Genomic DNA, 23479 nt, shown 5'->3' on the forward strand with positions numbered 1-23479 from the left:
TACAATCCGCCGTTGCGTGGAACTCGCGGGTACTGTCCCGTGAACGAGGGGTGTCGAATCCTGTTTGTACGAGGGGTTTGGCGGCCGTCGACGCACCGATTTGCTGAACTCGCCCGTGTCGAATTCCGTGTTTCGATTTGCCACCGTTTCAGGCCAGAACATCCACTGGTTCCTGAAGCGGAACTGCTCGGTGACGCCGAGCCAGCTGGGCTGGCTCTATGCCTCGCTGTGCGTGGTATCGCTCGGCATCGGCACCCTGTTCTGGCTGCACGGTGCGCCGCTGGTGCTGCCTTTTGCCTGGCTCGAACTGGCCGCTGTCGGGTTTGCGTTCATGGTCTACGCACGGCACGCGACCGACGGCGAGAAGATCGCGCTGCAGGAAGGACGCCTCGTCGTCGAGCTCGAGAACGGCGGGCACTACGAGCGCACGGAATTTCTTCCGCACCAGGTGCGGATCGAACCGCAGACCGGCGATCGCTCGCTGATCGAGGTCTCGGGGCAGGGTCGATCGGTCAGGGTGGGGCGCTATGTACGCCCGGAGTTGCGTGCCGCTTTGGCCCGCGAGATTCGCATGGCGTTGCGCGGCGCCTGAGGGGGCTCGCGCAGTGCCGCACGGTTGGGTTTGTCGAAAAAATTGAAGAAACGTGAACACGATGAAGAGCATTTGGCGCAACAAGTACAGGCCGGCGAATCTGTTGCTGGCGGCCGGCGCGGCTTTCAGCAGCGCGGCGCACGCAGTCAACGATCTGCCCGGCGGCCCTTCGGTGCGCCAGCTGAATCTTCCGGTCGGTGTGACCAAGATCGCGCAGGAACAGCATTTCCTGCACACGATCATGATGATCCTGTGCACGGTCATCTTCGTCGCCGTGTTCGCGGTCATGTTCTATTCCATCTGGAAGCACCGCAAGTCGGTCGGCCACAAGGCGGCCAATTTCCATGAGTCGGTGGTGGTCGAGGTCATCTGGACCATCGTTCCCTTCCTCATCGTGATCGTGATGGCGCTGCCGGCCACCAAGGTGCTGGTGGCCCAGAAGGACACCACCAACGCCGACCTCACGATCAAGACCACCGGCTACCAATGGAAGTGGGGCTACGACTACCTGAACGGCGAAGGCGAGGGCCTGGCCTTCATCTCCACGCTCGACAGCTCGCAGCGCGCCATGTCCGACGCCGGCGCCAAGGGCGTGATGCCCGACGACTACCTGCTCAAGGTCGACAACCCGCTGGTGGTGCCGGTCAACAAGAAGGTCCGCATCATCACCACCGCGAACGACGTGATCCACGCCTTCGCCGTGCCGCAGCTGGGCTTGAAGCAGGACGCGATTCCCGGCTTCGTGCGCGACACCTGGTTCCGCGCCGAGACCATCGGCGACTACTACGGCCAGTGCCAGGAACTGTGCGGCAAGGAACACGCCTACATGCCCATCCACGTGAAGGTGGTCTCGGCCGCCGACTACACGACCTGGGTGTCCACCAAGCGCAAGGAAGCCGCCGCCAAGCTCGACGACCCGACCAAGGTCTGGACGCTGCCCGACATGCTCGTGCGCGGTGAAAAGGTCTACGCCGCCAACTGCGCGGCCTGCCACCAGGCCAACGGCAAGGGCGCGGGCCCGATCAAGGCGCTCGACGGCGACGTGAAGGTGCTGGACGCCGATCACAAGGTGCAACTGATGGTGCTGCTCAACGGCCAGAACAACGGCGCCATGCCGTCGTGGAAACAGCTGAGCGACACCGACCTCGCGGCCGTGGCCACGTTCACCAAGAACAGCTGGTCGAACAAGTCGGGCCAGCTGGTGCAGCCGGCCGAAGTGCTGGCCCTGCGCGGCAAGTGACACGGCAGCGCCCCGCGAAGAAGAAATTGCAAGGAACAACGACATGAGCGCAGTCCTCGACCCCCACGGTCACGCCCCCCACGGCGAGCACGCACACGACGAGCATCACGAACACCACGCGCCCACCGGCTGGCGCCGCTGGGTGTTCGCGACCAACCACAAGGACATCGGCACGCTCTACCTGCTGTTCAGCTTCACGATGCTGATGGTGGGCGGCGTGCTGGCGCTGCTGATCCGCGCCGAGCTGTTCCAGCCCGGCCTGCAACTGGTGAACCCCGAGCTGTTCAACCAGTTCACCACCATGCACGGCCTGATCATGGTGTTCGGCGCCATCATGCCGGCCTTCGTGGGCTTCGCGAACTGGATGATCCCGCTGCAGGTGGGCGCCTCCGACATGGCGTTCGCGCGCATGAACAACTTCAGCTTCTGGCTGCTGATTCCCGCGGCGCTGATGCTGGTGGGTTCGTTCTTCATGCCCGGTGGCGCACCCGCCGCGGGCTGGACGCTCTACGCGCCGCTGACGCTGCAGATGGGCCCCTCGATGGACGCGGGCATCTTCGCGATGCACATCATGGGCGCGTCTTCGATCATGGGCTCGATCAACATCATCGTGACCATCCTCAACATGCGCGCCCCCGGCATGACGCTGATGAAGATGCCGATGTTCTGCTGGACCTGGCTCATCACCGCCTACCTGCTGATTGCCGTGATGCCCGTGCTCGCCGGCGCCATCACCATGACGCTGACCGACCGCCATTTCGGTACCAGCTTCTTCAACCCCGCCGGCGGCGGCGACCCGGTGATGTACCAGCACATCTTCTGGTTCTTCGGCCACCCCGAGGTCTACATCATGATCTTGCCGGCCTTCGGCATCATCAGCCAGGTGGTGCCGGCCTTCGCCCGCAAGCGCCTGTTCGGCTATGCCTCGATGGTGTACGCCACCTCGTCCATCGCCATCCTGTCGTTCATCGTGTGGGCGCACCACATGTTCACGACCGGCATGCCGCTCACCGGCCAGCTGTTCTTCATGTACGCGACCATGCTGATCGCGGTGCCCACGGCCGTGAAGATCTTCAACTGGATCGCGACGATGTGGCAGGGCTCGATGACCTTCGAGACGCCCATGCTGTTCGCGGTCGGCTTCATCTTCGTGTTCACGATGGGCGGCTTCACCGGCCTGATCCTGGCGGTCGCACCCATCGACACGCAGCTGCAAGATACGTACTACGTGGTGGCCCACTTCCACTACGTGCTGGTGGCCGGCTCGCTGTTCGCGATGTTCTCGGGCTTCTACTACTGGGTGCCCAAGTGGACCGGCGTGATGTACAACGAAACGCGCGGCAAGGTGCACTTCTGGTGGTCGCTGATCTCGTTCAACGTCACGTTCTTCCCGATGCACTTCCTGGGCCTGGCGGGCATGCCGCGCCGGTATGCCGACTATCCGATGCAGTTCGCCGACTTCAACGCCGTGGCGTCGGTCGGTGCGTTCTTCTTCGGTTTTGCGCAGGTCTACTTCTTCCTGTTCGTCGTGCTGCCCACCATGCGCGGCAAGGGCGAGAAAGCGGCACAAAAGCCGTGGGAAGGCGCCGAGGGGCTCGAATGGGAAGTGCCGTCGCCGGCGCCCTTCCACACCTTCGAAACCCCGCCCAAGCTCGACGCGACCGCCAGCAAGGTGATCGGCTGACCGACCCATTGAACACGCGATGACACCCGAGCAGAAACGCAACAACCGCCGCATGGGGCTCACGCTGGCTTCCATCGCCGTGGTGTTCTTCGTCGGATTCATCGTCCGCATGGTCTGGTTCAGCGGACGCTGAGCCGCCATTCACACGCAACGAGCGGGAGCACACGCATGAGCCTCGGTCAACGCATCCGGCGTGCCAACGTCCGCATGGTCGGCAAGCTGGCCGTGGTGGCCTGCGGCATGTTCGCCTTCGGGTATGCGCTGGTGCCGATGTACCGCGCGATCTGCGAGATGACCGGCATCAACATCCTCGCGCTCTCGGAGCTCGAGGTGCCGGGCGGCGCGAGCGGCGGCAAGAACGTGCGCGTGCCCGACAACACGCAGGTCGACATGACCCGCACCATCACCGTGGAGTTCGACTCCAACGTGCGCGGCGGCCTGTGGGACTTCAAGCCCGCAGAGCGGACCCTGCAGGTGCACCCGGGCCAGCTCAACACGGTGATGTACGAGTTTCAGAACGTGCAGAACCGCCGCATGGCCGCGCAGGCCATTCCGAGCTATGCGCCGCAGCAGGCCGCGCCGTATTTCAACAAGCTCGAGTGCTTCTGCTTCAACCAGTACACGCTCGAACCAGGCGAGAAGAAGCAATGGCCGGTCGCGTTCGTGATCGACCCCAAGATTTCCAAGGACGTGAAGACCATCACGCTGTCGTACACCTTCTTCGAGGTGGGCGGCAAGACACCCGCGGCCCCGGTGGCCGCCGTTTCGAACACCGCCGATGAGCCGCGTTCGTGACCGATCCGTCCGTCCCGCACCGGCCCCGGCCGAAGGCTTCGCTGTGGGACACGGTGAAGGCGGTGGGCTGGTCGTTCTTCGGCGTTCGCAAGAACAGCGCCTACCAGGAAGACCTGGGCAAGCTGAACCCGCTGCACATCATCGCGGTGGCGTTCGTGGCCGTGATCGTCTTCGTGCTCGGGTTAGTGCTGCTGGTGCGCCATGTGGCCGCCGGCTGACGAACAAGCAAGAAACCCGCAACGCGCAGAATCCATTGAATCCCGAGAAGAAAGAAAGCCAGGAGCTGATATGAGTTCAACCACCCACGGCACCACGCCCTACTACTTCGTGCCCGGACCTTCGGCTTACCCGGTCTCGGCCGCGATCGGGCTGTTTTTCGTGATTCTGGGCGCCGCGCAATGGATCAACGGCCATGAGTGGGGCGCATGGTCCCTGCTGGTCGGCATGGTGGTGTGGCTTGGCACGCTGTTCGTGTGGTTCCGCACGGCCATCGGCGAAAGCGAGAGCGGCCAGTACGGCCACAAGATCGACCTCTCGTTCCGCTGGAGCATGAGCTGGTTCATCTTCTCGGAAGTGATGTTCTTCGGCGCGTTCTTCACCGCGCTGTGGTGGGCTCGCACCCACTCGCTGCCGGCGCTCGGCAGCCTGGACAACGCGATCCTGTGGCCCGACTTCAAGGCCGTGTGGCCCAGCGTTGCCGCCGGCGTCACCGGTTCGCCGGCCGGCATCGTCGAGCCGTTCCAGACCGTGGGTCCGTTCTGGCTGCCCACGATCAACACCGCGCTGCTGCTCAGCTCGGGCGTGACACTCACCATTGCCCACCACGCGCTGCGTGCCGGCCACCGCGCACAGACGATCCGCTTCATGTGGCTCACCGTGTTGCTGGGCATCGTCTTCCTGGGCGTGCAGGGCTATGAATACCACCACCTGTACACTGAACTGAACCTCAAGCTCAGCTCGGGCACCTACGGCTCGACCTTCTTCATGCTGACCGGCTTCCACGGCCTGCACGTGTTCATCGGCATGCTGATGCTGCTGTTCATCACGCTGCGCCTGCAAAAGGGCCACTTCACGCCGGAGCGCCACTTCGGCTTCGAGGGCGCGGCCTGGTACTGGCACTTCGTGGACGTGGTCTGGCTGGGCCTCTACATGCTGGTTTACTGGCTTTGAGCGAACCTCGCGGCATTCCACAAAAAAGGCGCCGTAAGGCGCCTTTTTCATGGTTCTCGTGGAACGAGCACCATCTACTTGCCGAGCGGGAGTCCGGTGGGCTGGATGTAGCCGAGTTTCCAGGCAAGCAGCATGCAGAGGAACAAAAACACCGACAGGCCGATCCGAAAGGTGAGGGCGCGCGCCATGCCGCCGCTCTTGGCGCGCCCGTCGCGCCCGTCCTTCAACATGAAGTACAGGGCGAACGCGAGGCTCGCGAAGATGCCCACGAACACCAGGGCGATGAAATATTTCATGACCCGCATTATCGGCCGCACGCTGCGTCCTCTCCAGTGACTCCTGAACCCCTCCATTCCGAAGAACGCCGCCGCCCAGGGCGTTTCTGGCTCATCACCATCGCTGCCGTGCTGTCTGTGGCTGCCACCGTATCGGCCGGCCGTTGGCAGCTGTCGCGCGCGGCCCAGAAAGAAGCGTTGCAGGCCGACATCGACGCCCAGAAGCTGAAACCGCCGCTCACCCAGGCCGAGTTCCTGGCCATGGACCAGGCGACCGGCGCACTGCACCGCCCGGTGCGCCTGCGCGGCCTGTGGCTGACGCCGCAGACGGTGTACCTGGACAACCGGCAGATGCACGGCACCCCGGGCTTCTACGTGCTGACACCCTTTGCGCTGGAGGGCACCGAGCAGACGGTGATGGTGCAGCGCGGCTGGATCCAGCGCAATTTCGTCGATCGCACGCAACTGGGCGCGGTCGAGACGCCCGCGGGCATCGTCGAGGTCACGGGCCTGATCGCGCCGCCGCCGAGCCACCTGCTGGAGCTGGGCACCTCCGCGCCGGCGCCTGCTGCGTCCGCACCGGCTGCCGCGGCTTCGGCTGCCGCAGCGCCGGCACTGGCCCCGGCCCCGACACCGGCCGTCGAAGGGTATTCGCCCATCCGGCAAAATCTCGACCTGGAGGCCTTCCGCGCCGAGACCAAGCAGCCGTTGCGCACCGATGTGTCGCTGCAGCAGACCGGCGCGGCCTCCGAGGGCCTGCAGCGCGACTGGCCGGCCCCGGCGCTGGGCCTGGAGAGGCACTACGGTTACGCATTCCAGTGGTTCGGCCTGTCGGCCCTCGTCGTCATCCTCTATGCCTGGTTCCAATTCATCACACCCTTCCTCCGCTCAAGGCGCCGCGCACGCAATGGCCGCTTCTGACGAGCCGCTGGGCCTGACGGTGCATTCGATGCCGTCGCCCAACCAGGCGCTCGACGGGGCCGAGGGCCGGCGCACAAGCGTCGGGCGCTGGAAGATGATCGCCGTGATGCTGATGTGCGCGGCGCCGGTCATTGCCTCGTACTTCACGTACTACGTGATCCGGCCTGAAGGCCGCAGCGTGTACGGCGAGCTGATCGATCCGCAGCACGAGCTGCCGAAGCTCACGGCCACCGACCGCAACGGCGCACCGGTCGATTTCGCCACGCTCAAGGGCCAATGGTTGCTGGTGGCCGTGGCCGACGCCGCCTGCAATGCGCTGTGCGAGCAGCAGCTGTACCTGCAGCGCCAGTTGCGCGAAAGCCTGGGCCGCGAAAAAGACCGCATGGACCGCGTCTGGCTCGTGAGCGACGCCGCGCCCGTGCCCGAACGGCTGGACAACGGGCTGCACGGCGCCACCGTGCTGCGCGTGCCGGCCGACCAGATCGCCAGATGGCTGGCGCCCGTGTCGGGCCACACCCTGGCCGAGCACCTCTACGTGGTCGACCCGATGGGCAACTGGATGATGCGTTTTCCCGCCCGCATGGACGCCGTCGGCGCCGGCCGCGCCAAGCGCGACATCGACCGCCTGCTGCGCGCCTCGGCCTCGTGGGACGAGCCCGGACGCTGAGCTGCCATGGACACGAGCTCGCTCTACGATCTGACGCCCATCGCCTGGCTCATGGCCGCCGGCGTGCTGATCGCGCTCGGCCCGCTGGTGTGGGTGTGGCGCCGCAATGCCGGCGCCGGCCCGGCGCGGCGGCTGCATGCGCTGACCGTGCTCACGCTGTTCCTCACCTTCGACCTGACGATGTTCGGCGCCTTCACACGGCTCACCGATTCGGGCCTGGGCTGTCCCGACTGGCCCGGCTGCTACGGCAATGCCAGCCCGGCCGGCGCGCGCCATGAAATCGCGATGGCGCAAGCGGCCCAGCCGACCGGCCCCGTCACGCACGGGAAGGCCTGGGTCGAGATGGTTCACCGCTATTTGGCGACGGGCGTCGGCGTGTTGATCCTCACGCTCGCGGGGGCCACGTGGATCGTGCGCCGCCGCCAGCGTCGCGCGCCGCCGCCGTCTTCGTCGAAGGAGGGCGATCACCACCACGCCACGCTCAGCGCCTGGTGGCCAGCCTTCACCCTGGTCTGGGTCTGCCTGCAGGGCGCGTTCGGCGCGCTCACGGTGACGTGGAAGCTGTTCCCCGCCATCGTCACGCTGCACCTGCTGGGCGCCGTCGTGCTGCTGGCCTTGCTGTGCATCCAGGCCGTGCACTACCGCCAGGCCGCCGCGCAACGGCTGCCGACGCCTGTGTCGCCGGCGCTGCGCAATGGCCTCGTCGTGACCACCGTGCTGCTGGTGCTGCAGATTGCGCTCGGCGGCTGGGTCAGCACCAACTACGCGGTGCTGGCGTGCACGCAGTTCCCGACCTGCCAGGACAGCTGGTGGCCGGCGATGAACTTCGCGCAGGGCTTCGAGATCTGGCGCCACCTGGGCGTGACCGGCGAGGGCCAGCCGCTCGACTTTTCCGCGCTCACCGCCATTCATTACGCGCACCGGCTGATGGCCTATGCGGTGTTCGTCGCGCTCGGCGTGCTGGCATGGCGCCTGCGCCGCATCGACACGCTGCGCCCGCAGGCGCACTGGCTTGCCGGGCTGGCGCTGTTGCAGCTGGCGACCGGCCTGGGCAACGTGCTGCTCGGCTGGCCGCTGGCTGCGGCCGTGTTGCACACCGGCGGTGCCGCGGCGCTCGCCGTGGTGCTGACCTGGGCGCTGTGCGAAAGCCGCCGCCATGCCCTGTCCAGCGTATCCAGCGCATCCACCTCGGCCATGCGCGCCGACGACAATGCACGCGCGACCCCCAACCCGAAGAAAGCCACCGCGTGAGCACCCCGATTCCCGTTCAGCACACCAGCGCCGCGAATGTGCTGCGCCAGTTCTACGCGCTGACCAAGCCGCGCGTGGTGCAGCTGATCGTGTTCTGCGCGCTGATCGGCATGGTGCTGGCCGTGCCCGGCCTGCCGAGCTGGGCCGACGTGCAGCGCGGCGTGCTCGCCTGCATCGGCATCTGGCTGGTGGCGGGCGCGGCGGCGGCGTTCAACTGTCTGGTCGAGAAGGGCATCGACGCGAAGATGAAACGCACCGCCTGGCGCCCCACGGCGCGCGGCCAGCTCAGCGACATGCAGGCGCTGGCCTTCTCTGCGCTGTTGTGCGCCGCGGGCTCGGCGGTTCTGTGGTTCACCGTGAATCCGCTGACCATGTGGCTGACCTTCGCCACTTTCGTCGGCTACGCGGTGGTCTACACCGTGATCCTCAAGCCGCTGACGCCGCAGAACATCGTGATCGGCGGTGCGTCGGGCGCCATGCCGCCGGTGCTGGGCTGGGCCGCGATGACGGGCGACGTGGGGCCCGAGGCGCTCATTCTTTTCCTCATCATCTTCCTGTGGACCCCGCCGCACTTCTGGGCGCTGGCGCTCTACCGCGTCGAGGACTACCGCAAGGCCGGCCTGCCGATGCTGCCGGTCACGCACGGCAACGAGTTCACGCGGCTGCAGGTGCTGCTGTACACCTTCATTCTTTTCGCGGCCTGCCTGATGCCGTTCATCTACGGCATGAGCGGCTGGCTGTACCTGGCGGTCGCGGTGGCGGTGAGCATCGGCTTCACCGGCTACGCGTTCGCGCTGTGGCGCAACTACTCGGACGCGCTGGCGCGCAAGACCTTCCGCTTTTCGCTGATTCACCTGAGCGTGCTGTTCCTGGCCCTGCTCGTCGACCACTACCTTCGTTGAATACCTTCCCCATGAACAAGCGCCAAGCCCTCAAGTCGATCGCCACCGCCGCCGGCTGGGTGGGCGCGAGCGCGGCGCTGGGCCTGGGGCTTTCGGCCTGCAGCCGCGAGACGAAGCAGAACTTCAATGCCGTGGACATCACCGGCGCGGACTACGCACGCGACTTCTCGCTGAAGGACGCCGACGGCAAGGTCCGCACCATGGCCGACTTCAAGGGCAAGGTGGTCGTGCTGTTCTTCGGCTACGCGCAGTGCCCCGACGTCTGCCCGACCACGATGACCGAGATGGCGCAGGTCAAGCAGCAGCTCGGCAAGGACGGCGACAAGCTGCAGGTGCTGTTCCTCACCGTCGACCCGGCGCGCGACACGCCCGAGGTGCTGAAGGCCTACATGGGCGCATTCGACCCCGGCTTCGTCGCGTTGATTCCCACGACGGATGAGCTGGCCGCCGTCGCCAAGGACTTCAAGGTCTATTACAAGAAGGTCGACGGCAAGACGCCGACGAGCTACTCGATGGACCACTCGGCCGCGAGCTACGTCTACGACACGCAGGGCCGCCTGCGGCTCTATGCGCGCTACGGCGCGGGTGTGGCGCCGATGGTGGCGGACCTGAAGACGCTGCTGGCTTCCTGAGATGGACGGCACTGCGCCCGTGCCCGTGGCCGGCTCGGTCGCGCATCTGAAAGGGCGCAAGGGCGCCTTCCGCATCGCACTGATTCCGCCCGAGGTGCTGCGCGCGCTCTCCAAATGAAAAAGCCCGGCGCTGCCGGGCTTTGTTCGAAGAGGCGAACCGCTTACGCGTAGTCCGCGAGCGCCTTCTTCATCTTCTTCATCGCGGCGACCTCGATCTGGCGGATGCGCTCGGCGCTCACGCCGTACACGGCGGCCAGGTCGTGCAGCGTCATGCCGCCCGAGCCGTCGTCGTTCACCTTGAGCCAGCGCTCTTCCACGATGCGGCGGCTGCGGTCGTCCAGCGCCTCGAGCGCCGTGGCGATGCCGTCGCTCGACAGGCGGTCGCGCTGCTGCGATTCGAGCAGCGCGGTCGGTTCCTGCGTGGCGTCGGCCAGGTAGGCGATGGGGCCGAAGCCCTCGTCGCCGTCGTCGGTCGGGCCCGGATCGAGCATGACGTCACCGCCCGACAGGCGGGTTTCCATCTCGAGCACTTCTTCGGGCTTGACGTTGAGCCGGGTCGCCATTTGCGACACCTCGTCGGGGCTCAGAGTTTCGCGGTGCGTGCCGTTGTCGGCCGCGGCCGAGTCGGCCTTGAAGCTTTGCTTCATCGAGCGCAGGTTGAAGAACAGCTTGCGCTGGGCCTTGGTCGTCGCGACCTTGACCATGCGCCAGTTCTTCAGGATGTACTCGTGGATCTCGGCCTTGATCCAGTGCATGGCGTAGCTCACGAGCCGCACGCCCTGGTCGGGGTCGAAACGCTTCACGGCCTTCATCAGGCCCACGTTGCCTTCCTGGATCAGGTCGCCGTGCGGCAGACCGTAGCCCAGGTATTGGCGAGAAATGGAAACCACGAGGCGCAGGTGCGACAGCACGAGCGCGCCGGCGGATTCGAGGTCGTTCTGGTCGCGCAACTTGCGTGCGAAGCCCTGCTCTTCTTCGAGCGTGAGCAGCGGCAGGCGGTTGGCGGCCGAAATGTAGGCATCCAGGTTGCCCAGCGGCGGAACCATCGACCATGGGTTGGCGACGGCCAGCTGGTTGGTAGAGACTCCAGACAGCGTTGTCATCAGGGAAACTCCTTTGTATTGGCCATATTAGCACTCGGTTAGAGGGAGTGCTAAGCCCGGGGTTCCCTTGAATTCCTATCGCGGGAATAGCCCAGGGCTACCAGCGTAGCCCCAGCTTTAGGAAAAGTCTGGACAGCACGAACAGCGGGCCGACCCACAAATACTGGATGTCTTCGAAGAACGAAGGCTTCTTGCCTTCAATCTTGTGGCCCACGAACTGGAAGACCCAGGCCACCACAAAGATAGCGGCTGAAACCGGCAATACAAGTCCGCCCATCGCATGCACCAGCGCCAGCGCCAGCGCGGTCAGCAGCAGCATGGTCAGCAGGAAGGCGGGCGCGCGCAACAGTGCGTAGTAGACGAGGCTGGCCGCCACGAAGCCGTAGGCCACCCAGGGGTGGATCGCGAACAGCAGCCCGACGATGCTGAGCATGATGGCCGGAATGGCCACGAAGTGGATCAGCTCGTTGGTCGGGTTGCGGTGGCTCTCTTCATAGTGGGCGAGCAGCCGGTCGACCTTGCGGTCGGCAGGGGCCAGTGGTGCGACGGCGGTGGGGGTCATTCGAAGTCTCCTTGGGCGCCGTGCGATGCGGCGAGGCGTCCATGGTGCCGACAGAAAAGCCCGATGGCAAGCGTACAAGCGATGTGAAGTTGCTATCAAAAAAGTAGCATTAAGCACTACAGCCACGGGCGATCCCATGACTTTATGCACTGTCACCAAAAGGTTACGCCGCTAAGATCGGCGCGTGTCACCCATCGACTCTGCACCCGCACCCCTGTCACCCGCCGCGCAGGCCGGCGCGCCCGCCAGCGTTCCCACGGCGATCCTCGTCGTGGACGACCACGACCTGCTCCGCCTGGGCGTCTGCGCGCTGGTGCAGGCGCAGGCCGCCTCGTCGGGCGCGGCCATCGAGGTGTTCGAGGCCGGCAACGCCGCCGACGCGCTGGCGCTGTACGAAACCCACCAGGCGTCCATCGGGCTGGTGCTGCTCGACCTGGCGCTGCCCGACACCCATGGCCTGAGCGGCCTGGCCGAGTTCCGCCGGCGCTTTCCGTCCGCGCGCATCGTGGTGCTCTCGGGCACCGGCAACAGCGCGCTGGCGCAGGGTGTGCTCGCGTTGGGGGCCGCCGCCTTCCTGCCGAAGTCGGCCGACCTGAAGGAAGTGGTGAGCTTCATCCGTGCCTGCGGCCTGCTGGACCCCGGTGCGGCCGAACTGCCGCCGCCGACGGTGCCCAGGTCGCTCGCCGGCTACGCCGAGTTCGCCCATGCCAGCGCCTGGCAAGAGCTCACGCCGCGCCAGATGCAGGTGCTGCAATGGGTGCTCGAAGGCAAGGCCAACAAAGAAATCGCGCAGCTCGCGAACCTGAGCGAAGGCACCGTGAAGAACCATGTCTCGACCATCCTGCTGCTGTTCGGCATGCGCTCGCGCGCCCAGTTGATCAGCACGCTGCATTGAATTGAACCTGCCGACCCAGGCGCCCAGCGATCCGCTCGCCGGCCACACGCTCGCGCAGCGGGTGCTGCGCGAGAACATCGCCTCGGTCTACAGCACCTACATCGCCTCGACGCTGACGCACATGGCGTTCGTGGGCGTGTTCGGCGCCATCATCTATTCGCAGCTGAAAGACCCGAGCCTGCTGTTCTGGGCGGGCACGCTGCTGGCGGCGGACCTGTACGTGCTGCTCACGCCGCGCTGGACGCCCGAGCGGCCCGCGCACGAAAGCGCCTACTGGGCACGCAAGATATCGCGCATGGTCACGCTGGTGAGCATGGTCACGGCGGTGGTGCCCTGGCTCATCGTGCCGCACGACAACCTGCCCATGACCTCGCTGCTGCTGGCCGTGATCGTGGGCAGCTGCGCGCGCGCGGCCCAGTCGCTGTGGCCGCTGAAGCCGGCGCTGTTCGGCTACACGATGCCGATGTCGATGGGCATGATCACCGCGCTGGCCTGGCAGGGCGACGGCCTGCACCTGTTCCTGGCGGCGGCCGGAGCGGCCTACCTGCTGCTGACGCTGCATGCGGGCGTCGGGCAGCACAAGCTGCTCACAGAATCGCTCATGCTGCGCTTCGAGAACGAGGCGCTGGCCGCGCGCCTGGGCGAGCAGATCGCCGCCACCGAGCGCGCCAGCGAGGAAAAAACCCGCTTCCTCGGCACCGCCAGCCACGACCTGCGCCAGCCGCTGCACGCCATTGCGCTGTTCGGCGCCGCGCTGGAAAACGAGCTGCGCGACCGCCCCGAGGGCCGCAACGCCGAGCGCCTGATGCGCGCGGTGAATGCGCTGGGCACTTCGCTCGACACCATGCTCGACGTCTCGCGCCTCGACGCCGGCGTGATCACCCCGGCGCTGCAGCCCGTGCAGCTCGACGCGCTGTTCCTGCCGCTCAACCACACCTTCGCCGCGCGCGCCGAGCACAAGCAGTTGCAGCTGCGCGTGCGCGCCAGCGGGCTGTGGGTGCACAGCGACCCTCAGCTGCTGCACCGCATGCTGTCCAACCTGATGGACAACGCGCTGAAGTACACCGCGCGCGGCGGCGTGACCGTCACGGCGCGCGAGCGCGGCGACGCGGTGTGGATCGAGGTGCGCGACAGCGGCATCGGCATTGCGACCGAGCAGTCGGGCCGGATCTTCGAGGAGTTCTATCAGATCGACAATCCGGGCCGCGACCGCTCTCGGGGGCTGGGCATCGGGCTGTCGATCGTGCAGCGGCTGTCGCGCCTGCTCGGCCATCCGGTGCAGATGCACTCGCGGCCCGGACGCGGCACCTTCTTTCGCGTGGCAGTGCCGGTCGCGGTCGCACCGCCCGGAGCCTTGAGCGCCGTTGCGGCAGCGCCCTCGGCGTTGCGCAGGAGCCCGATGCCAGCGCTGCCCGCGCGTGTGCTGCTGCTGGACGACGAACTGGAAATTCGCGAGGCCATGGTGGGCCTGCTGCGTTCCCACGCCGTCGACGCGCACGCCGTGGCCGACGAGGAGGCCGCGGCCCAAGCGCTGCGGCAGGCCGCGGCGCAGGGTCGCCCCTTCGAGCTGCTGCTGTGCGACTACCGGCTGGCCGACGGCGCCGACGGGCTCGACGCGGGACTGCGCCTCAGCCAGGGCGCGGCGCGCGGCGCCATGGCGGGCACACCCACGCCGCTGCTGCTGATCACCGGCGAAACATCGCCGGACCGGCTGCAGCGCGTGCGCGAGTCCCGCGTGCCGGTGCTGTTCAAACCGGTGGCCGCCGAATCGCTGCTGCGGGCGATGGCCGACTTCACGCCCTGCGCCTGAACGCACGCAATGACTTTCGGCACTGGCGAGCCTTCGACGCTCGCTTTAACTTCGAGGTTGCGCCGGCTCGACCCGGCGCCAGGAGCGTAGGGCGGGGCAGGGAGAGAAAAAAGAAGAAAAAAAACGGCCCCAGCGCGAGCGGGGCCGTTTTTTTATAGGGCGGATCCTTCGGGAGGGGCGCCCGATATCAGCCCAGCAAGGCCTGCGCGAACTCGCGCGCGCTGAAAGTCTCCAGGTCTTCCAGCTTCTCGCCCACGCCGATGAAGTACACCGGAATCGGCCGCTCGCGCGCAATGGCGCACAGCACGCCGCCCTTGGCCGTGCCGTCGAGCTTGGTCACGATCAGGCCGGTGAGGCCCAGCGTCTCGTCGAAGGCCTTGACCTGCGCGAGCGCGTTCTGGCCGGTGTTGCCGTCGATCACCAGCAGCACCTCGTGCGGCGCCGTGGCGTCCGCCTTGGTGACCACGCGCTTGATCTTCTTCAGCTCGTCCATCAGGTGAATCTGCGTGGGCAGGCGGCCGGCCGTGTCGACCAGCACCACGTCCTTGCCGCGCGCCTTGCCGGCGTTCACCGCGTCGAAGCTCACGGCCGAGGGGTCGCCGCCCTCGTTGCTCACGATCTCGACCGTGTTGCGGTCGGCCCAGACCAGCAACTGCTCGCGCGCCGCCGCGCGGAAGGTGTCGGCCGCGGCCAGCAGCACCGAGGCGCCTTCGTTGGCCAGGTGCTTGGTGAGCTTGCCGATGGAAGTGGTCTTGCCCGCGCCGTTGACGCCGGCCACCATGATCACGGTGGGCGTGAACTGGCCGATGACCAGCGGCTTCTCGAGCGGCCTGAGCAGGTCGGCCACGGCTTCGGCCAGCAGCACCTTGACCTGCGACGCATTGGTGGCCATTTGCCGCTTGACGCGCCCGCGCAGGTCTTCGAGCAGGAACTCGGTGGCCTTGACGCCGGTGTCGGCCATCAGCAACGCGGATTCGAGTTCTTCATAGAGCGCGTCGTCGATCTGCGCATTGACGAACACGGCCTGGATGCCGCTGCCGGTCTTGCGCAGGCCGGTCTTGAGCTTGTCGAACCAGCCCTTGCGCTCGGTGGTGACGACGGGTGCGGGGACGGGGACGCGGGCCGGAGCTGGGGCCGGCGGCGGGGCTGGTGCTGGAATCTGGGCAGGTGCCGGAGACGGAGGCGCAACGAACACGGGGGGCGCTGCCGGTGCCACCACCACCGGCGGCGCTGCCACCGGAACAGCGACGGGCGCTGGCGCAGGTGCAAAAGACGACGGTGCAGGCGCCGGCACAGGGGCCGATGCAGGCGGCGGGGTGGAGGGCGGCGGTGGCGGCGGTGCGGGTGCAACAGGCGGCGCGGCAGGCGTTTCTTCCGCTGTCGGCTTCGCGCCGAACCAGCTCGACGGCGAGAACACCGAGCGGGCCGGCGCTGGCGCGGCCTCCAGGGCAGGCGCAGGTGCGGGCGTGGCCGGCGCGGTGGGCGCGGGCGTGTCGGGGGTTTCGGCGGGCGGTTTTTTCTTGAAGAAACTGAACATCAGGAGCTTTTTACAATCCGACCCATTCTATGAAACACCTCCCGCCACGCCGTGCTGCGTCTGGTGCGGTGCTGGCGATGGCGCTCTTCGCGCCGTGGGCCATGCCTGCGCAGGCCCAATCCAATCCGGTTTCCAAGCCGCCTTCCGCCGCCGCAGCCGCGGCGCCCGGCCCCCAGCAATTCACCCTGGCCAACGGCATGACGCTGATCGTGCAGCCCGACCGGCGCTCGCCGACCGCGGTACAGATGGTCTGGGTGCGCGTCGGCTCGATGGACGAGGTCGACGGCACGTCCGGTGTGGCACATGCGCTCGAACACATGATGTTCAAGGGCACCAAGGACATCAAGCCCGGCGAGTTCTCGCGCCGCGTGGCGGCCCTGGGCGGCCAGGAAAACGCCTTCACCACACGCGACTACACCGGCTACTACCAGCAGATTCCGGTCGGCAGCCTCGAACAGGTGATGAAGCTCGAGTCCGACCGCTTCGCCAACAACCAGTGGCCCGACGACGAGTTCAAGCGCGAGATCGAGGTGGTCAAGGAAGAGCGCCGCCTGCGCACCGAAGACCAGCCGCGCGCGCTGCTCGGCGAGCAGCAGAACGCCGCCACCTTCATTGCCTCGCCGTACCACCGCCCCGTGGTCGGCTGGATGAGCGACCTGGACGCCATGACGCCCGAGGACGTGCGCGACTTCCACAGGCGCTGGTACGTGCCCGCCAACGCCGTGCTGGTGGTGGCCGGCGATGTCGACGTGGCGCAGGTGCGCGCCATGGCCGACAGGTACTACGGCCGCATTCCCGCGCGTGCCGTGCCCGCGCGCAAGCCGCGCGTCGAGCCGGTGCAGCGCGGCATCCGCCGCATCGAGTTCAAGGCCCCGGCCGAGCAGGCCTACGTGTCGCTGGCCTTCCGCGCGCCGCAGCTGGCCGGCATCGACGACGCCAACAGCGACGCCTGGGCGCTGGTGGTGCTGTCCGCCGTGCTCGACGGCTATTCGGGCGCGCGGCTCGACCGCGCGCTCACGCAGGGCCCCGACCGCGTCGCCGACTCGGCCGGCGCCTATTCGGGCTTCGTCGGCCGCGGCCCGCAGCTCTTCGTGCTCGACGGCGTGCCAGCCGCCGGCAAGAGCGCCGAGGTGGTCGAGGCCGCCTTGCGCGCCCAGGTGGCGCGCATCGCCAAGGAAGGCGTTGGCGAAGCCGAGCTGGCCCGCGTCAAGACCCAGTGGGTGGCCAGCGAAACCTACAAGCGCGACTCGGTGATGGCGCAGGCGCGCGAACTCGGCAGCAACTGGGTGCAGGGGCTGCCGCTGGACGCCAGCGAGCGCATCGTCGCCCGGCTGCAGGCCGTGACCCCGGCCCAGGTGCAGGCCGTGGCCGCCAAATACTTCGGCGACGACCAGCTCACGGTCGCCACGCTGCGTCCCCTGCCGCCCGAGGCCAAGCGCGGCCGCGGCTTCGCGGCGCCCGCAGGCGAGCTGCGCTGAAAGGTACAAATCTCATGTTTACTCTCAAAAAGATAGCGCAGTACGCAACGCTGACGGGCGCAACCGTACTTTTCGGCATGAGCAGCGCGCAGGCCGCGCTGCCCATCCAGCACTGGACGCTGGCCAACGGCGCCCAGATCTATCTGGTGGCGACCAACGCGCTGCCGATCGTCGACGTGCAGGTCGACTTCGACGCCGGCAGCCGCCGCGACCCCGCGGCGCAGGCCGGCTTGGCGAGCACCACCTCGGCCATGGTCGAGAAGGGCGTGCGCGCCGGCCGCAACGGCGAGCCCGCGCTCGACCAGAACGCCCTGGGCGAGGCCTGGGCCGACCTGGGCGCGAGCTTCGATGTGAGCGCCGGCACCGACCGCGCCAGCTATTCGCTGCGCTCGCTGTCCGACCCGGCGCTGCTGAACAAGGCCGTCGTGCTGGCCTCGCGCGAGATCGGGGAGCCGGCCTTCCCCGACGACGTGTGGCAGCGCGAGCGCGAGCGCATCAACGCCGCCATCAAGGAGGCCAACACCAAGCCCGCGACCATCGCCGGCCGCGCCTTCGCGCAAGCCGTGTACGGCGTGCATCCCTACGGCCAAGAGGTGACCGAAGAAACGCTGGCGCGCATCGACACCGCCGCCATGCGCCAGCGCTACGCGCAGCTCATCGTGCCGTGCCGGGCCAAGCTCAGCATCGTGGGCGCCGTCACGCGCGCCGAGGCCGAGACGCTGGCGACGGCGCTGCTGTCGCGCCTGCCGGCCACGCAGGAATGCGCACCGCTGCCGGCCGTGACGCCCGTGGCTGCGCTCACCGCGCCGAAGGACGAGCGCATCGCGTTCGACTCGGCGCAGGCGCATGTCTTCATCGGCCAGCCCGGCTACCCGCGCAAGGACCCGGACCACTTCGCGCTCACGCTGGGCAACTACGTGCTGGGCGGCGGCGGCTTCGTGTCGCGCCTGACGAACGAAGTGCGCGAAAAGCGCGGCCTGACCTACAGCATCTACAGCGGCTTTGCGCCGGGGCTCGAGGCGGGCGCGTTCCGCATCGGCTTCCAGACCCGGCCCGACCAGGCCGAAGACGCGGTGAAGATGTCGCGCGAAGTACTGGCGAAGTTCGTGGCCGAAGGCCCGACGGCGAGCGAGCTGAAGGCCGCGAAGGACAACGTGATCGGCGGCTTTCCGCTGCTGCTGGACAGCAACCGCAAGCTGATCGGCAACGTGGCCAACATCGCCTGGAACGACCTGCCGCTGGACTACCTCGACACCTGGACCGCGCGCATGAACGCGGTCACGGCGGCCGAGATCAAGGCGGGGTTCCAGCGCAAGCTGCAGCCCGATCGCATGGTGACGGTGGTGGTGGGCGGCAAGGACGCCAGGACCGACAAGACCGCCGCCAAGGCACAGCCCTGATCTTTCAGGGTCACGCCAGGGCGTGCGCGCCCTGGCCGGCGGCCGCGCGCACCGCGGCGCCCAGTTGCCCGAGCAGGCGCGGCGCCGCGCGCGCCTGCTGCCAGTAGAGCGGCACCGGCAGCGTGGAGCCGGGCACCAGTTCCACCAGCGTTCCATTGCGCATCGCATCGGCCACCATGCTGGCCGGGTGCATCCCCCAGCCCATGCCCGCGCACGCCGCCTCGACGAAGGCGTTGGGCGATGGAATCCAGTGGCGCGGCGTCTCGACATTGCGATGACAGATGCGCCGTACCCAGCGCGCCTGCAGGCGGTCTTTTCGGTCGAACACCAGGCTCGGCGCCGTTGCGAGCGTGCGCGCGCCCACGCCCTTGGCGAAATGCGCGCGCACGAACGCCGGGCTGGCCGCCGCCACGTAGTGCATCGTGCCCAAGGCCTCGCTGTTGCAGCCCGCCACCGGTTGCGCCAGCGCCGTCACGGCCGCGAGCACCGCGCCGCTGCGCAGCCGTTCGGCCGTGTGGTCCTGGTCGTCGACCGTGAGGTCGAGCAGGGCGGACGGGGCCTGCTCGGCGAACGCGGCGGCGGCCGCGATGAACCAGGTCGCGAGGCTGTCTGCGTTGACGGCCACGCGCACCGTGACGCGCTCCTGCGCTGCGCCGCTGCCCATGCCCAGGGCGGGCAGGGCGTCGCGCAGTTCGTGCTCCAGCATGCCCACGCGCTCCACGTGCCGGCACAGCTGCAGCCCCGCCTGCGTCGCCACGCAGGGCTGGCCGCGCACCAGCAGCGCGCCGCCGGTGCGCTCCTCGAGCTGCCGGATGCGCTGCGACACCGCGGAGGGGGTGACGTGCAGCGCGCGCGCCGCGCGTTCGAAGCTGCCTTCGCGCACGACGGCGGCAAGGGCGTTGAGGGCGGCGTAGTCGAGCATGGGTGATGAAGTAAAACTGAATCGGCGTTAGAAAGTTTAGTTTGAATCAAGTGCGTGCCGGCGGCATCCTCGGTACATGCAAGCCGTCCATGTCTCCACCGCCTTCGCCAACGGGCTCTTCATGAGCCTGGTTCTCATCGTCGCCATCGGCGCGCAGAACGCCTATGTGCTGCGCCAGGGCTTGCGCCGGGAGCACGTGGGCGCGGTGGTGCTGTTCTGCGCGGCCAGCGACGCGGTGCTGATCGGCGCCGGCGTGGCCGGCATGGCGCAGGCGCTGAACGGGCGGCCGATGCTGGCCACGGTGCTCGCGGTGCTGGGCGCGGCCTTTCTCGGCGCCTACGGGCTGAAGGCGTTGTGGCGTTCGCGGCGGCCCGCCGCCCTGCAGGCCACCGCGCAGGGCGTCTCGGTGTCGCGCGCGGCCGTGGTCGCGCAGGCGGCCGGCTTCACGCTGCTGAACCCGCATGTCTATCTCGACACCGTGCTGCTGGTGGGCAGCGCGGGCGCGCAGTACCCGGGCCTGCTGAAGCTGTGGTTCGTGGCGGGGTCGTCGGTGGCGAGCGTGCTGTGGTTCACCTCGCTGGGCTTCGGTGCGCGGCTGCTCGCGCCGGTGTTCGCGCGGCCGCGCGCCTGGCAGATGCTCGACGCGCTCGTCGGCGGCACCATGCTCGTGCTGGCCGCGCTGCTGGCGCGGCGTGCCTTCCCCGGGCTGTGAAACCCGCGGCGGCGGCGGCGTTAAGCTCGCCGCATGCCCAAGAAAGCCGCCCCAGCCCCCCGCAAGTCCGCGCCCTCGGCGCCCCCCAAGCCCAAGCGCCCCACCCGGCCCAGCGAAGTGCGCATCATCGGCGGCGAATGGAAGCGCACCCGCCTGGCCGTGGCCGACAAGCCCGGTCTGCGCCCAACGCCCGACCGCGTGCGCGAAACCCTCTTCAACTGGCTCGCGAGCCTGGCCGGCGTCGGCGGCGGCGCGCTGCCGGGCTGGCAGTGCGTCGATGCCTTCGCCGGCACCGGCGCGCTGGGCCTGGAAGCCGCCTCGCGCGGCGCGACCCACGTATTACTTTGCGAGCAGGACGCCGCGCTGGTCGCGCAGTTGCTGGCCGCCAAGACCAAGCTGTCGGCCGAGGCCGTGCGCGTCGAGCGCGGCAACGGCCTTACCGCGCTCGAGCGCGTCGCCGCCGGCAGCCTGGACGCCGTGTTCCTCGACCCGCCTTTCGAAAGTGTTGCGCTCTACGAGCCGTCCCTGCGTGCCGCTGCGCGCGCGCTGCGCCCCGGGGGCTCGGTGTACCTGGAGGCGCCGCGCCGCTGGAGCGACGAGGAACTCGCCGCCTTCGGGCTCGTCGGCTTTCGCTACCTGAAGGCCGGCGCCGTTCATGCCCATCTGCTGCGTCCCGTGGCGCAGCCGACTGCATAATCCGCCGAACAAGCCGCACCGGCAGCATGAGGAAGAAGCAACCATGGCCAGCAACGTGATCGCGGTTTACCCCGGCACTTTCGACCCCATCACCCTCGGCCACGAGGACGTGGTGCGGCGCGCAACCCAGCTCTTCTCCAAGGTGATCGTCGCCGTAGCGGCGGGCCACCACAAGAAGGCGCTCTTCACGCTCTCCGAACGCATGGACATGGCCCGCGAGGCCGTGACGCCCTACAGCGACCAGGTCACCGTCGAGAGCTTCTCGGGCCTGCTGCGCGACTTCGTCGTCGCGCGCGGCGGCAAGGCCATGGTGCGCGGCCTGCGCGCGGTGACCGACTTCGACTACGAGTTCCAGCTCGCGGGCATGAACCGCTCCCTGATGCCCGACGTCGAGACCGTGTTCCTCACGCCCAGCGACAAGTACCAGTTCATCTCGAGCACCTTCGTGCGCGAGATCGCCATGCTCGGCGGCGAAGTCCACAAGTTCGTCTCTCCCAACGTGGAGCAGAAGCTGGCTGCAAAAGTCCGCAGCCTCGGTCGTGAATAAGCCGCGATGAGCGGCACCCCGCCGCCCCGGCTGCATCTGCTGGGCGATGCAGCGCTGTTGTGCGAGCTGCCCGCGCCCGCCACGCTGGCGCAGCAGCAGCGCATCTGGGCGCTGGCCGAGCGGGCCAGGCAATGGCCCGGCGTCGGCGAGACGCTGCCGGGCATGAACAACCTCACGCTCACCTTCGACCCCACCGCGGTCGACCTCGACACCCTCACCGCGCAGGTGCTCGAAGCCTGGCCCAGGCTGGCGCCGGGCGCCATCGAGGGGCGGCTGGTGGAAATTCCGGTGGCCTACGGCGGCGAGCACGGGCCCGACCTGGCCGAGGTCGCGGCCCACACCGGGCTCACGCCGGCCGAGGTGGTGCGCCGCCACGCCGGCGGCGAGTACATCGTCTACCTGCTCGGCTTTTTGCCGGGCTTCGCCTTCATGGGCGGCTTGCCGCCCGAGCTCGCCACACCGCGCCGCGCCGAGCCGCGCACCGCGGTGCCTGCGCGCTCGGTCGGCATCGGCGGCGAGCAGACCGGCATCTATCCGCTGGTGTCGCCGGGCGGCTGGCAACTGATCGGGCGAACCTCGCTCGAACTGTTCGACCCCAAGGCCGAACCACCCACCTTGCTGCGCCCTGGCGACCGCGTGCGCTTCGTCGTGGAAAGCGTGCAGACATGATCGTCATCCGCAAACCCGGCCTGCTCGCCTCGGTGCAAGACCTGGGCCGGCACGGCCATCGCCAGCTTGGCATCTGCCCGGGCGGCGCGCTCGACGTGCTCTCGCTCACGCTGGCCAACCGGCTGGTGGGCAATGCCGACGGCGCGGCCGGGCTCGAACTCACCATGGGCGGGTGCGAGCTGCAGTTCGACACCGACACCCGCATCGCGCTCACCGGCGACGACTTCAGCGCCAGCCTCGACGGCGTGCCGCTGCGGTCCTGCTGGAGCGTGCCGGTCGCGGCCGGCCAGACCCTGAAGCTTGCGGGCGCCAACGCGGCGGGCGTGAAGAAGACCGGCCTGCGCAGCTGGCTCGCGGTGGCGGGCGGCATCGACGTGCCGCAGGTCCTCGGCTCGCGCAGCACCGACCTCAAGGCCGGCTTCGGCGGTCACGAAGGCCGTGCGCTGCGCAAGGGCGACCGGCTGGCGCTGGGCGCCTCGCGCCTGGACGCCGCCCAACGCGCACGCCGCGCCTTCGGCCTGCGCGGCCTTGACTGGGGCGCCGAAGAGGCCGACGGCGCCATTGCGCTGCGCATGCTGCCCGGCCCCGAGTTCGAGCAGTTCACGCTGGCCGCGCGCGAGCAGCTGCGGGGCGAGCGCTGGCGCATCACGCCGCAGAGCAACCGCATGGGCAGCCGGCTCGCGGGCGCCGAACTCAAGCGCAAGCGCGGCGGCGACATGCTGTCGTCGGGCGTGATTCCCGGCACGGTCCAAGTGCCGCCATCGGGCCAGCCGATCATCCTGATGGGCGACGCGCAGACCACGGGCGGCTACCCGCGCATCGGCGTGGTCATCCGCGCCGATCTGTGGAAGCTCGCGCAGGCGCCGCTCAACGGCAAGCTGCGTCTGGTGCAGGTCGACCAGGCCCAGGCGCTCGCGGCCTGGGCCGAGCAGCAACGCTACCTGGCGCAGGTGGCGCAAGGCCTGGCCGCTGCAGGCTGGCCCCGCGCGGCATAGACTTTCCGGAAAAGGACCTTCCCC

General features: G+C 68.3%; 26 protein-coding genes. 21 read left to right on the forward strand and 5 right to left on the reverse strand.

Annotation, left to right across the window (positions count from 1 at the left end):
- Positions 1-115: 115 nt before the first annotated feature.
- The 7 genes from ACSFA5_RS28290 (at position 116) to ACSFA5_RS28320 (ending at position 5481) form a co-directional block, all read left to right on the forward strand.
- A complete protein-coding gene (locus tag ACSFA5_RS28290; RefSeq protein ID WP_435437000.1) occupies positions 116-592 on the forward strand; it encodes a DUF2244 domain-containing protein in 477 nt (158 codons plus the stop codon).
- Positions 593-653: 61 nt separating this feature from the next.
- Positions 654-1832, forward strand: coding sequence for a cytochrome c oxidase subunit II (gene coxB, locus ACSFA5_RS28295; RefSeq protein WP_435447369.1), 1179 nt, complete (start codon positions 654-656; stop codon positions 1830-1832).
- A gap of 43 nt (positions 1833-1875) precedes the next feature.
- Positions 1876-3516, forward strand: a complete 1641-nt coding sequence (gene ctaD / locus ACSFA5_RS28300) for a cytochrome c oxidase subunit I (protein WP_435447370.1) — start codon at positions 1876-1878, stop codon at positions 3514-3516.
- A gap of 19 nt (positions 3517-3535) precedes the next feature.
- Positions 3536-3649, forward strand: coding sequence for a cytochrome oxidase small assembly protein (locus ACSFA5_RS28305; RefSeq protein ID WP_286516058.1), 114 nt, complete (start codon positions 3536-3538; stop codon positions 3647-3649).
- A gap of 35 nt (positions 3650-3684) precedes the next feature.
- A complete protein-coding gene (locus ACSFA5_RS28310; protein WP_435437003.1) occupies positions 3685-4311 on the forward strand; it encodes a cytochrome c oxidase assembly protein in 627 nt (208 codons plus the stop codon).
- Positions 4308-4529, forward strand: a complete 222-nt coding sequence (locus tag ACSFA5_RS28315; protein WP_435447371.1) for a DUF2970 domain-containing protein — start codon at positions 4308-4310, stop codon at positions 4527-4529. The genes ACSFA5_RS28310 and ACSFA5_RS28315 overlap by 4 nt, the downstream gene beginning before the upstream one ends.
- A gap of 70 nt (positions 4530-4599) precedes the next feature.
- Positions 4600-5481, forward strand: a complete 882-nt coding sequence (locus ACSFA5_RS28320; protein WP_435447372.1) for a cytochrome c oxidase subunit 3 — start codon at positions 4600-4602, stop codon at positions 5479-5481.
- A gap of 74 nt (positions 5482-5555) precedes the next feature.
- Here the strand turns inward: ACSFA5_RS28320 and ACSFA5_RS28325 are convergent, their stop codons facing one another.
- Entirely contained in the window at positions 5556-5786 is a 231-nt protein-coding gene (locus ACSFA5_RS28325; protein WP_435447373.1) for a twin transmembrane helix small protein, read from the reverse strand.
- Between the two features lie 27 nt (positions 5787-5813).
- On the opposite strand from ACSFA5_RS28325, the gene ACSFA5_RS28330 reads away from it, so the two are divergent.
- The 5 genes from ACSFA5_RS28330 to ACSFA5_RS28350 are packed head-to-tail and all read left to right on the forward strand — an operon-like array spanning position 5814 to position 10129.
- On the forward strand, positions 5814-6677 hold the full coding sequence (locus ACSFA5_RS28330; protein WP_435447374.1) for an SURF1 family protein: 864 nt from the start codon (positions 5814-5816) through the stop codon (positions 6675-6677).
- Positions 6664-7344 carry an SCO family protein gene (locus ACSFA5_RS28335; protein WP_435447375.1) on the forward strand — a complete coding sequence of 227 codons (681 nt, stop codon included), beginning with the start codon at positions 6664-6666 and terminating at the stop codon, positions 7342-7344. Before ACSFA5_RS28330 ends, ACSFA5_RS28335 begins: the two co-directional genes overlap by 14 nt.
- A 6-nt stretch (positions 7345-7350) precedes the next feature.
- Complete coding sequence (locus ACSFA5_RS28340; RefSeq protein ID WP_435447376.1) at positions 7351-8595, forward strand: COX15/CtaA family protein; 1245 nt, start codon at positions 7351-7353, stop codon at positions 8593-8595.
- Complete coding sequence (cyoE, locus tag ACSFA5_RS28345; protein WP_435447377.1) at positions 8592-9497, forward strand: heme o synthase; 906 nt, start codon at positions 8592-8594, stop codon at positions 9495-9497. Before ACSFA5_RS28340 ends, cyoE begins: the two co-directional genes overlap by 4 nt.
- 11 nt (positions 9498-9508) lie before the next feature.
- The gene (locus ACSFA5_RS28350; RefSeq protein ID WP_435447378.1) at positions 9509-10129 is read left to right on the forward strand and encodes an SCO family protein; all 621 of its coding nucleotides are present in this window, start codon (positions 9509-9511) and stop codon (positions 10127-10129) included.
- A 161-nt stretch (positions 10130-10290) separates the two neighbouring features.
- On the opposite strand, the gene rpoH is transcribed toward ACSFA5_RS28350, so the two are convergent.
- Positions 10291-11232, reverse strand: coding sequence for an RNA polymerase sigma factor RpoH (gene rpoH / locus ACSFA5_RS28355; RefSeq protein WP_435447379.1), 942 nt, complete (start codon positions 11230-11232; stop codon positions 10291-10293).
- A 97-nt stretch (positions 11233-11329) separates the two neighbouring features.
- The gene (locus tag ACSFA5_RS28360) at positions 11330-11794 is read right to left on the reverse strand and encodes an Mpo1 family 2-hydroxy fatty acid dioxygenase (RefSeq protein ID WP_435447380.1); all 465 of its coding nucleotides are present in this window, start codon (positions 11792-11794) and stop codon (positions 11330-11332) included.
- A 184-nt stretch (positions 11795-11978) separates the two neighbouring features.
- On the opposite strand from ACSFA5_RS28360, the gene ACSFA5_RS28365 reads away from it, so the two are divergent.
- Together ACSFA5_RS28365 and ACSFA5_RS28370 are read left to right on the forward strand one after the other, a co-directional pair.
- On the forward strand, positions 11979-12689 hold the full coding sequence (locus tag ACSFA5_RS28365; protein ID WP_435447381.1) for a response regulator transcription factor: 711 nt from the start codon (positions 11979-11981) through the stop codon (positions 12687-12689).
- Between the two features lies 1 nt (position 12690).
- Positions 12691-14499 (forward strand): ATP-binding response regulator, encoded by a 1809-nt coding sequence (locus tag ACSFA5_RS28370; protein ID WP_435447382.1) that lies wholly within the window; start codon positions 12691-12693, stop codon positions 14497-14499.
- Positions 14500-14686: 187 nt separating this feature from the next.
- On the opposite strand, the gene ftsY is transcribed toward ACSFA5_RS28370, so the two are convergent.
- Positions 14687-16036 (reverse strand): signal recognition particle-docking protein FtsY, encoded by a 1350-nt coding sequence (ftsY, locus tag ACSFA5_RS28375; protein WP_435447383.1) that lies wholly within the window; start codon positions 16034-16036, stop codon positions 14687-14689.
- A 29-nt stretch (positions 16037-16065) separates the two neighbouring features.
- Here ftsY and ACSFA5_RS28380 point away from each other — a divergent pair, with 29 nt between their 5' ends.
- Both ACSFA5_RS28380 and ACSFA5_RS28385 read left to right on the forward strand, forming a co-directional pair.
- Positions 16066-17514 carry a M16 family metallopeptidase gene (locus ACSFA5_RS28380; protein WP_435447384.1) on the forward strand — a complete coding sequence of 483 codons (1449 nt, stop codon included), beginning with the start codon at positions 16066-16068 and terminating at the stop codon, positions 17512-17514.
- Between the two features lie 14 nt (positions 17515-17528).
- The gene (locus ACSFA5_RS28385; RefSeq protein ID WP_435447385.1) at positions 17529-18914 is read left to right on the forward strand and encodes a M16 family metallopeptidase; all 1386 of its coding nucleotides are present in this window, start codon (positions 17529-17531) and stop codon (positions 18912-18914) included.
- 10 nt (positions 18915-18924) lie between these two features.
- On the opposite strand, the gene ACSFA5_RS28390 is transcribed toward ACSFA5_RS28385, so the two are convergent.
- A complete protein-coding gene (locus ACSFA5_RS28390; RefSeq protein WP_435447386.1) occupies positions 18925-19836 on the reverse strand; it encodes a LysR family transcriptional regulator ArgP in 912 nt (303 codons plus the stop codon).
- A gap of 76 nt (positions 19837-19912) precedes the next feature.
- On the opposite strand from ACSFA5_RS28390, the gene ACSFA5_RS28395 reads away from it, so the two are divergent.
- The 5 genes from ACSFA5_RS28395 to ACSFA5_RS28415 are packed head-to-tail and all read left to right on the forward strand — an operon-like array spanning position 19913 to position 23455.
- On the forward strand, positions 19913-20548 hold the full coding sequence (locus ACSFA5_RS28395) for a LysE/ArgO family amino acid transporter (protein ID WP_435447387.1): 636 nt from the start codon (positions 19913-19915) through the stop codon (positions 20546-20548).
- A 33-nt stretch (positions 20549-20581) separates the two neighbouring features.
- On the forward strand, positions 20582-21244 hold the full coding sequence (locus tag ACSFA5_RS28400) for an RsmD family RNA methyltransferase (protein WP_435447388.1): 663 nt from the start codon (positions 20582-20584) through the stop codon (positions 21242-21244).
- A 43-nt stretch (positions 21245-21287) separates the two neighbouring features.
- Complete coding sequence (gene coaD, locus ACSFA5_RS28405; RefSeq protein WP_435437023.1) at positions 21288-21791, forward strand: pantetheine-phosphate adenylyltransferase; 504 nt, start codon at positions 21288-21290, stop codon at positions 21789-21791.
- A 6-nt stretch (positions 21792-21797) separates the two neighbouring features.
- Positions 21798-22460 carry a 5-oxoprolinase subunit PxpB gene (gene pxpB / locus ACSFA5_RS28410; protein ID WP_435447389.1) on the forward strand — a complete coding sequence of 221 codons (663 nt, stop codon included), beginning with the start codon at positions 21798-21800 and terminating at the stop codon, positions 22458-22460.
- Positions 22457-23455 (forward strand): 5-oxoprolinase subunit C family protein, encoded by a 999-nt coding sequence (locus tag ACSFA5_RS28415; RefSeq protein ID WP_435447390.1) that lies wholly within the window; start codon positions 22457-22459, stop codon positions 23453-23455. The genes pxpB and ACSFA5_RS28415 overlap by 4 nt, the downstream gene beginning before the upstream one ends.
- The last annotated feature ends 24 nt before the right edge of the window (positions 23456-23479 follow it).

Source organism: Variovorax monticola (assembly GCF_051216855.1).
Lineage (GTDB): Bacteria > Pseudomonadota > Gammaproteobacteria > Burkholderiales > Burkholderiaceae_C > Variovorax.

Excerpts from the sequence above, each read along its gene's own strand:
- coxB (WP_435447369.1), top strand. The coding sequence starts at position 654 with ATGAAGAGCATTTGGCGCAACAAGTACAGGCCGGCGAATCTGTTGCTG.
- ctaD (WP_435447370.1), top strand. The coding sequence starts at position 1,876 with ATGAGCGCAGTCCTCGACCCCCACGGTCACGCCCCCCACGGCGAGCAC.
- ACSFA5_RS28305 (WP_286516058.1), top strand. The coding sequence starts at position 3,536 with ATGACACCCGAGCAGAAACGCAACAACCGCCGCATGGGGCTCACGCTG.
- ACSFA5_RS28310 (WP_435437003.1), top strand. The coding sequence starts at position 3,685 with ATGAGCCTCGGTCAACGCATCCGGCGTGCCAACGTCCGCATGGTCGGC.
- ACSFA5_RS28320 (WP_435447372.1), top strand. The coding sequence starts at position 4,600 with ATGAGTTCAACCACCCACGGCACCACGCCCTACTACTTCGTGCCCGGA.
- ACSFA5_RS28325 (WP_435447373.1), bottom strand. The coding sequence starts at position 5,786 with ATGCGGGTCATGAAATATTTCATCGCCCTGGTGTTCGTGGGCATCTTC.
- ACSFA5_RS28335 (WP_435447375.1), top strand. The coding sequence starts at position 6,664 with ATGGCCGCTTCTGACGAGCCGCTGGGCCTGACGGTGCATTCGATGCCG.
- ACSFA5_RS28340 (WP_435447376.1), top strand. The coding sequence starts at position 7,351 with ATGGACACGAGCTCGCTCTACGATCTGACGCCCATCGCCTGGCTCATG.
- ACSFA5_RS28350 (WP_435447378.1), top strand. The coding sequence starts at position 9,509 with ATGAACAAGCGCCAAGCCCTCAAGTCGATCGCCACCGCCGCCGGCTGG.
- rpoH (WP_435447379.1), bottom strand. The coding sequence starts at position 11,232 with ATGACAACGCTGTCTGGAGTCTCTACCAACCAGCTGGCCGTCGCCAAC.
- ACSFA5_RS28360 (WP_435447380.1), bottom strand. The coding sequence starts at position 11,794 with ATGACCCCCACCGCCGTCGCACCACTGGCCCCTGCCGACCGCAAGGTC.
- ftsY (WP_435447383.1), bottom strand. The coding sequence starts at position 16,036 with ATGTTCAGTTTCTTCAAGAAAAAACCGCCCGCCGAAACCCCCGACACG.
- ACSFA5_RS28380 (WP_435447384.1), top strand. The coding sequence starts at position 16,066 with ATGAAACACCTCCCGCCACGCCGTGCTGCGTCTGGTGCGGTGCTGGCG.
- ACSFA5_RS28385 (WP_435447385.1), top strand. The coding sequence starts at position 17,529 with ATGTTTACTCTCAAAAAGATAGCGCAGTACGCAACGCTGACGGGCGCA.
- ACSFA5_RS28390 (WP_435447386.1), bottom strand. The coding sequence starts at position 19,836 with ATGCTCGACTACGCCGCCCTCAACGCCCTTGCCGCCGTCGTGCGCGAA.
- ACSFA5_RS28395 (WP_435447387.1), top strand. The coding sequence starts at position 19,913 with ATGCAAGCCGTCCATGTCTCCACCGCCTTCGCCAACGGGCTCTTCATG.
- ACSFA5_RS28400 (WP_435447388.1), top strand. The coding sequence starts at position 20,582 with ATGCCCAAGAAAGCCGCCCCAGCCCCCCGCAAGTCCGCGCCCTCGGCG.
- coaD (WP_435437023.1), top strand. The coding sequence starts at position 21,288 with ATGGCCAGCAACGTGATCGCGGTTTACCCCGGCACTTTCGACCCCATC.
- pxpB (WP_435447389.1), top strand. The coding sequence starts at position 21,798 with ATGAGCGGCACCCCGCCGCCCCGGCTGCATCTGCTGGGCGATGCAGCG.
- ACSFA5_RS28415 (WP_435447390.1), top strand. The coding sequence starts at position 22,457 with ATGATCGTCATCCGCAAACCCGGCCTGCTCGCCTCGGTGCAAGACCTG.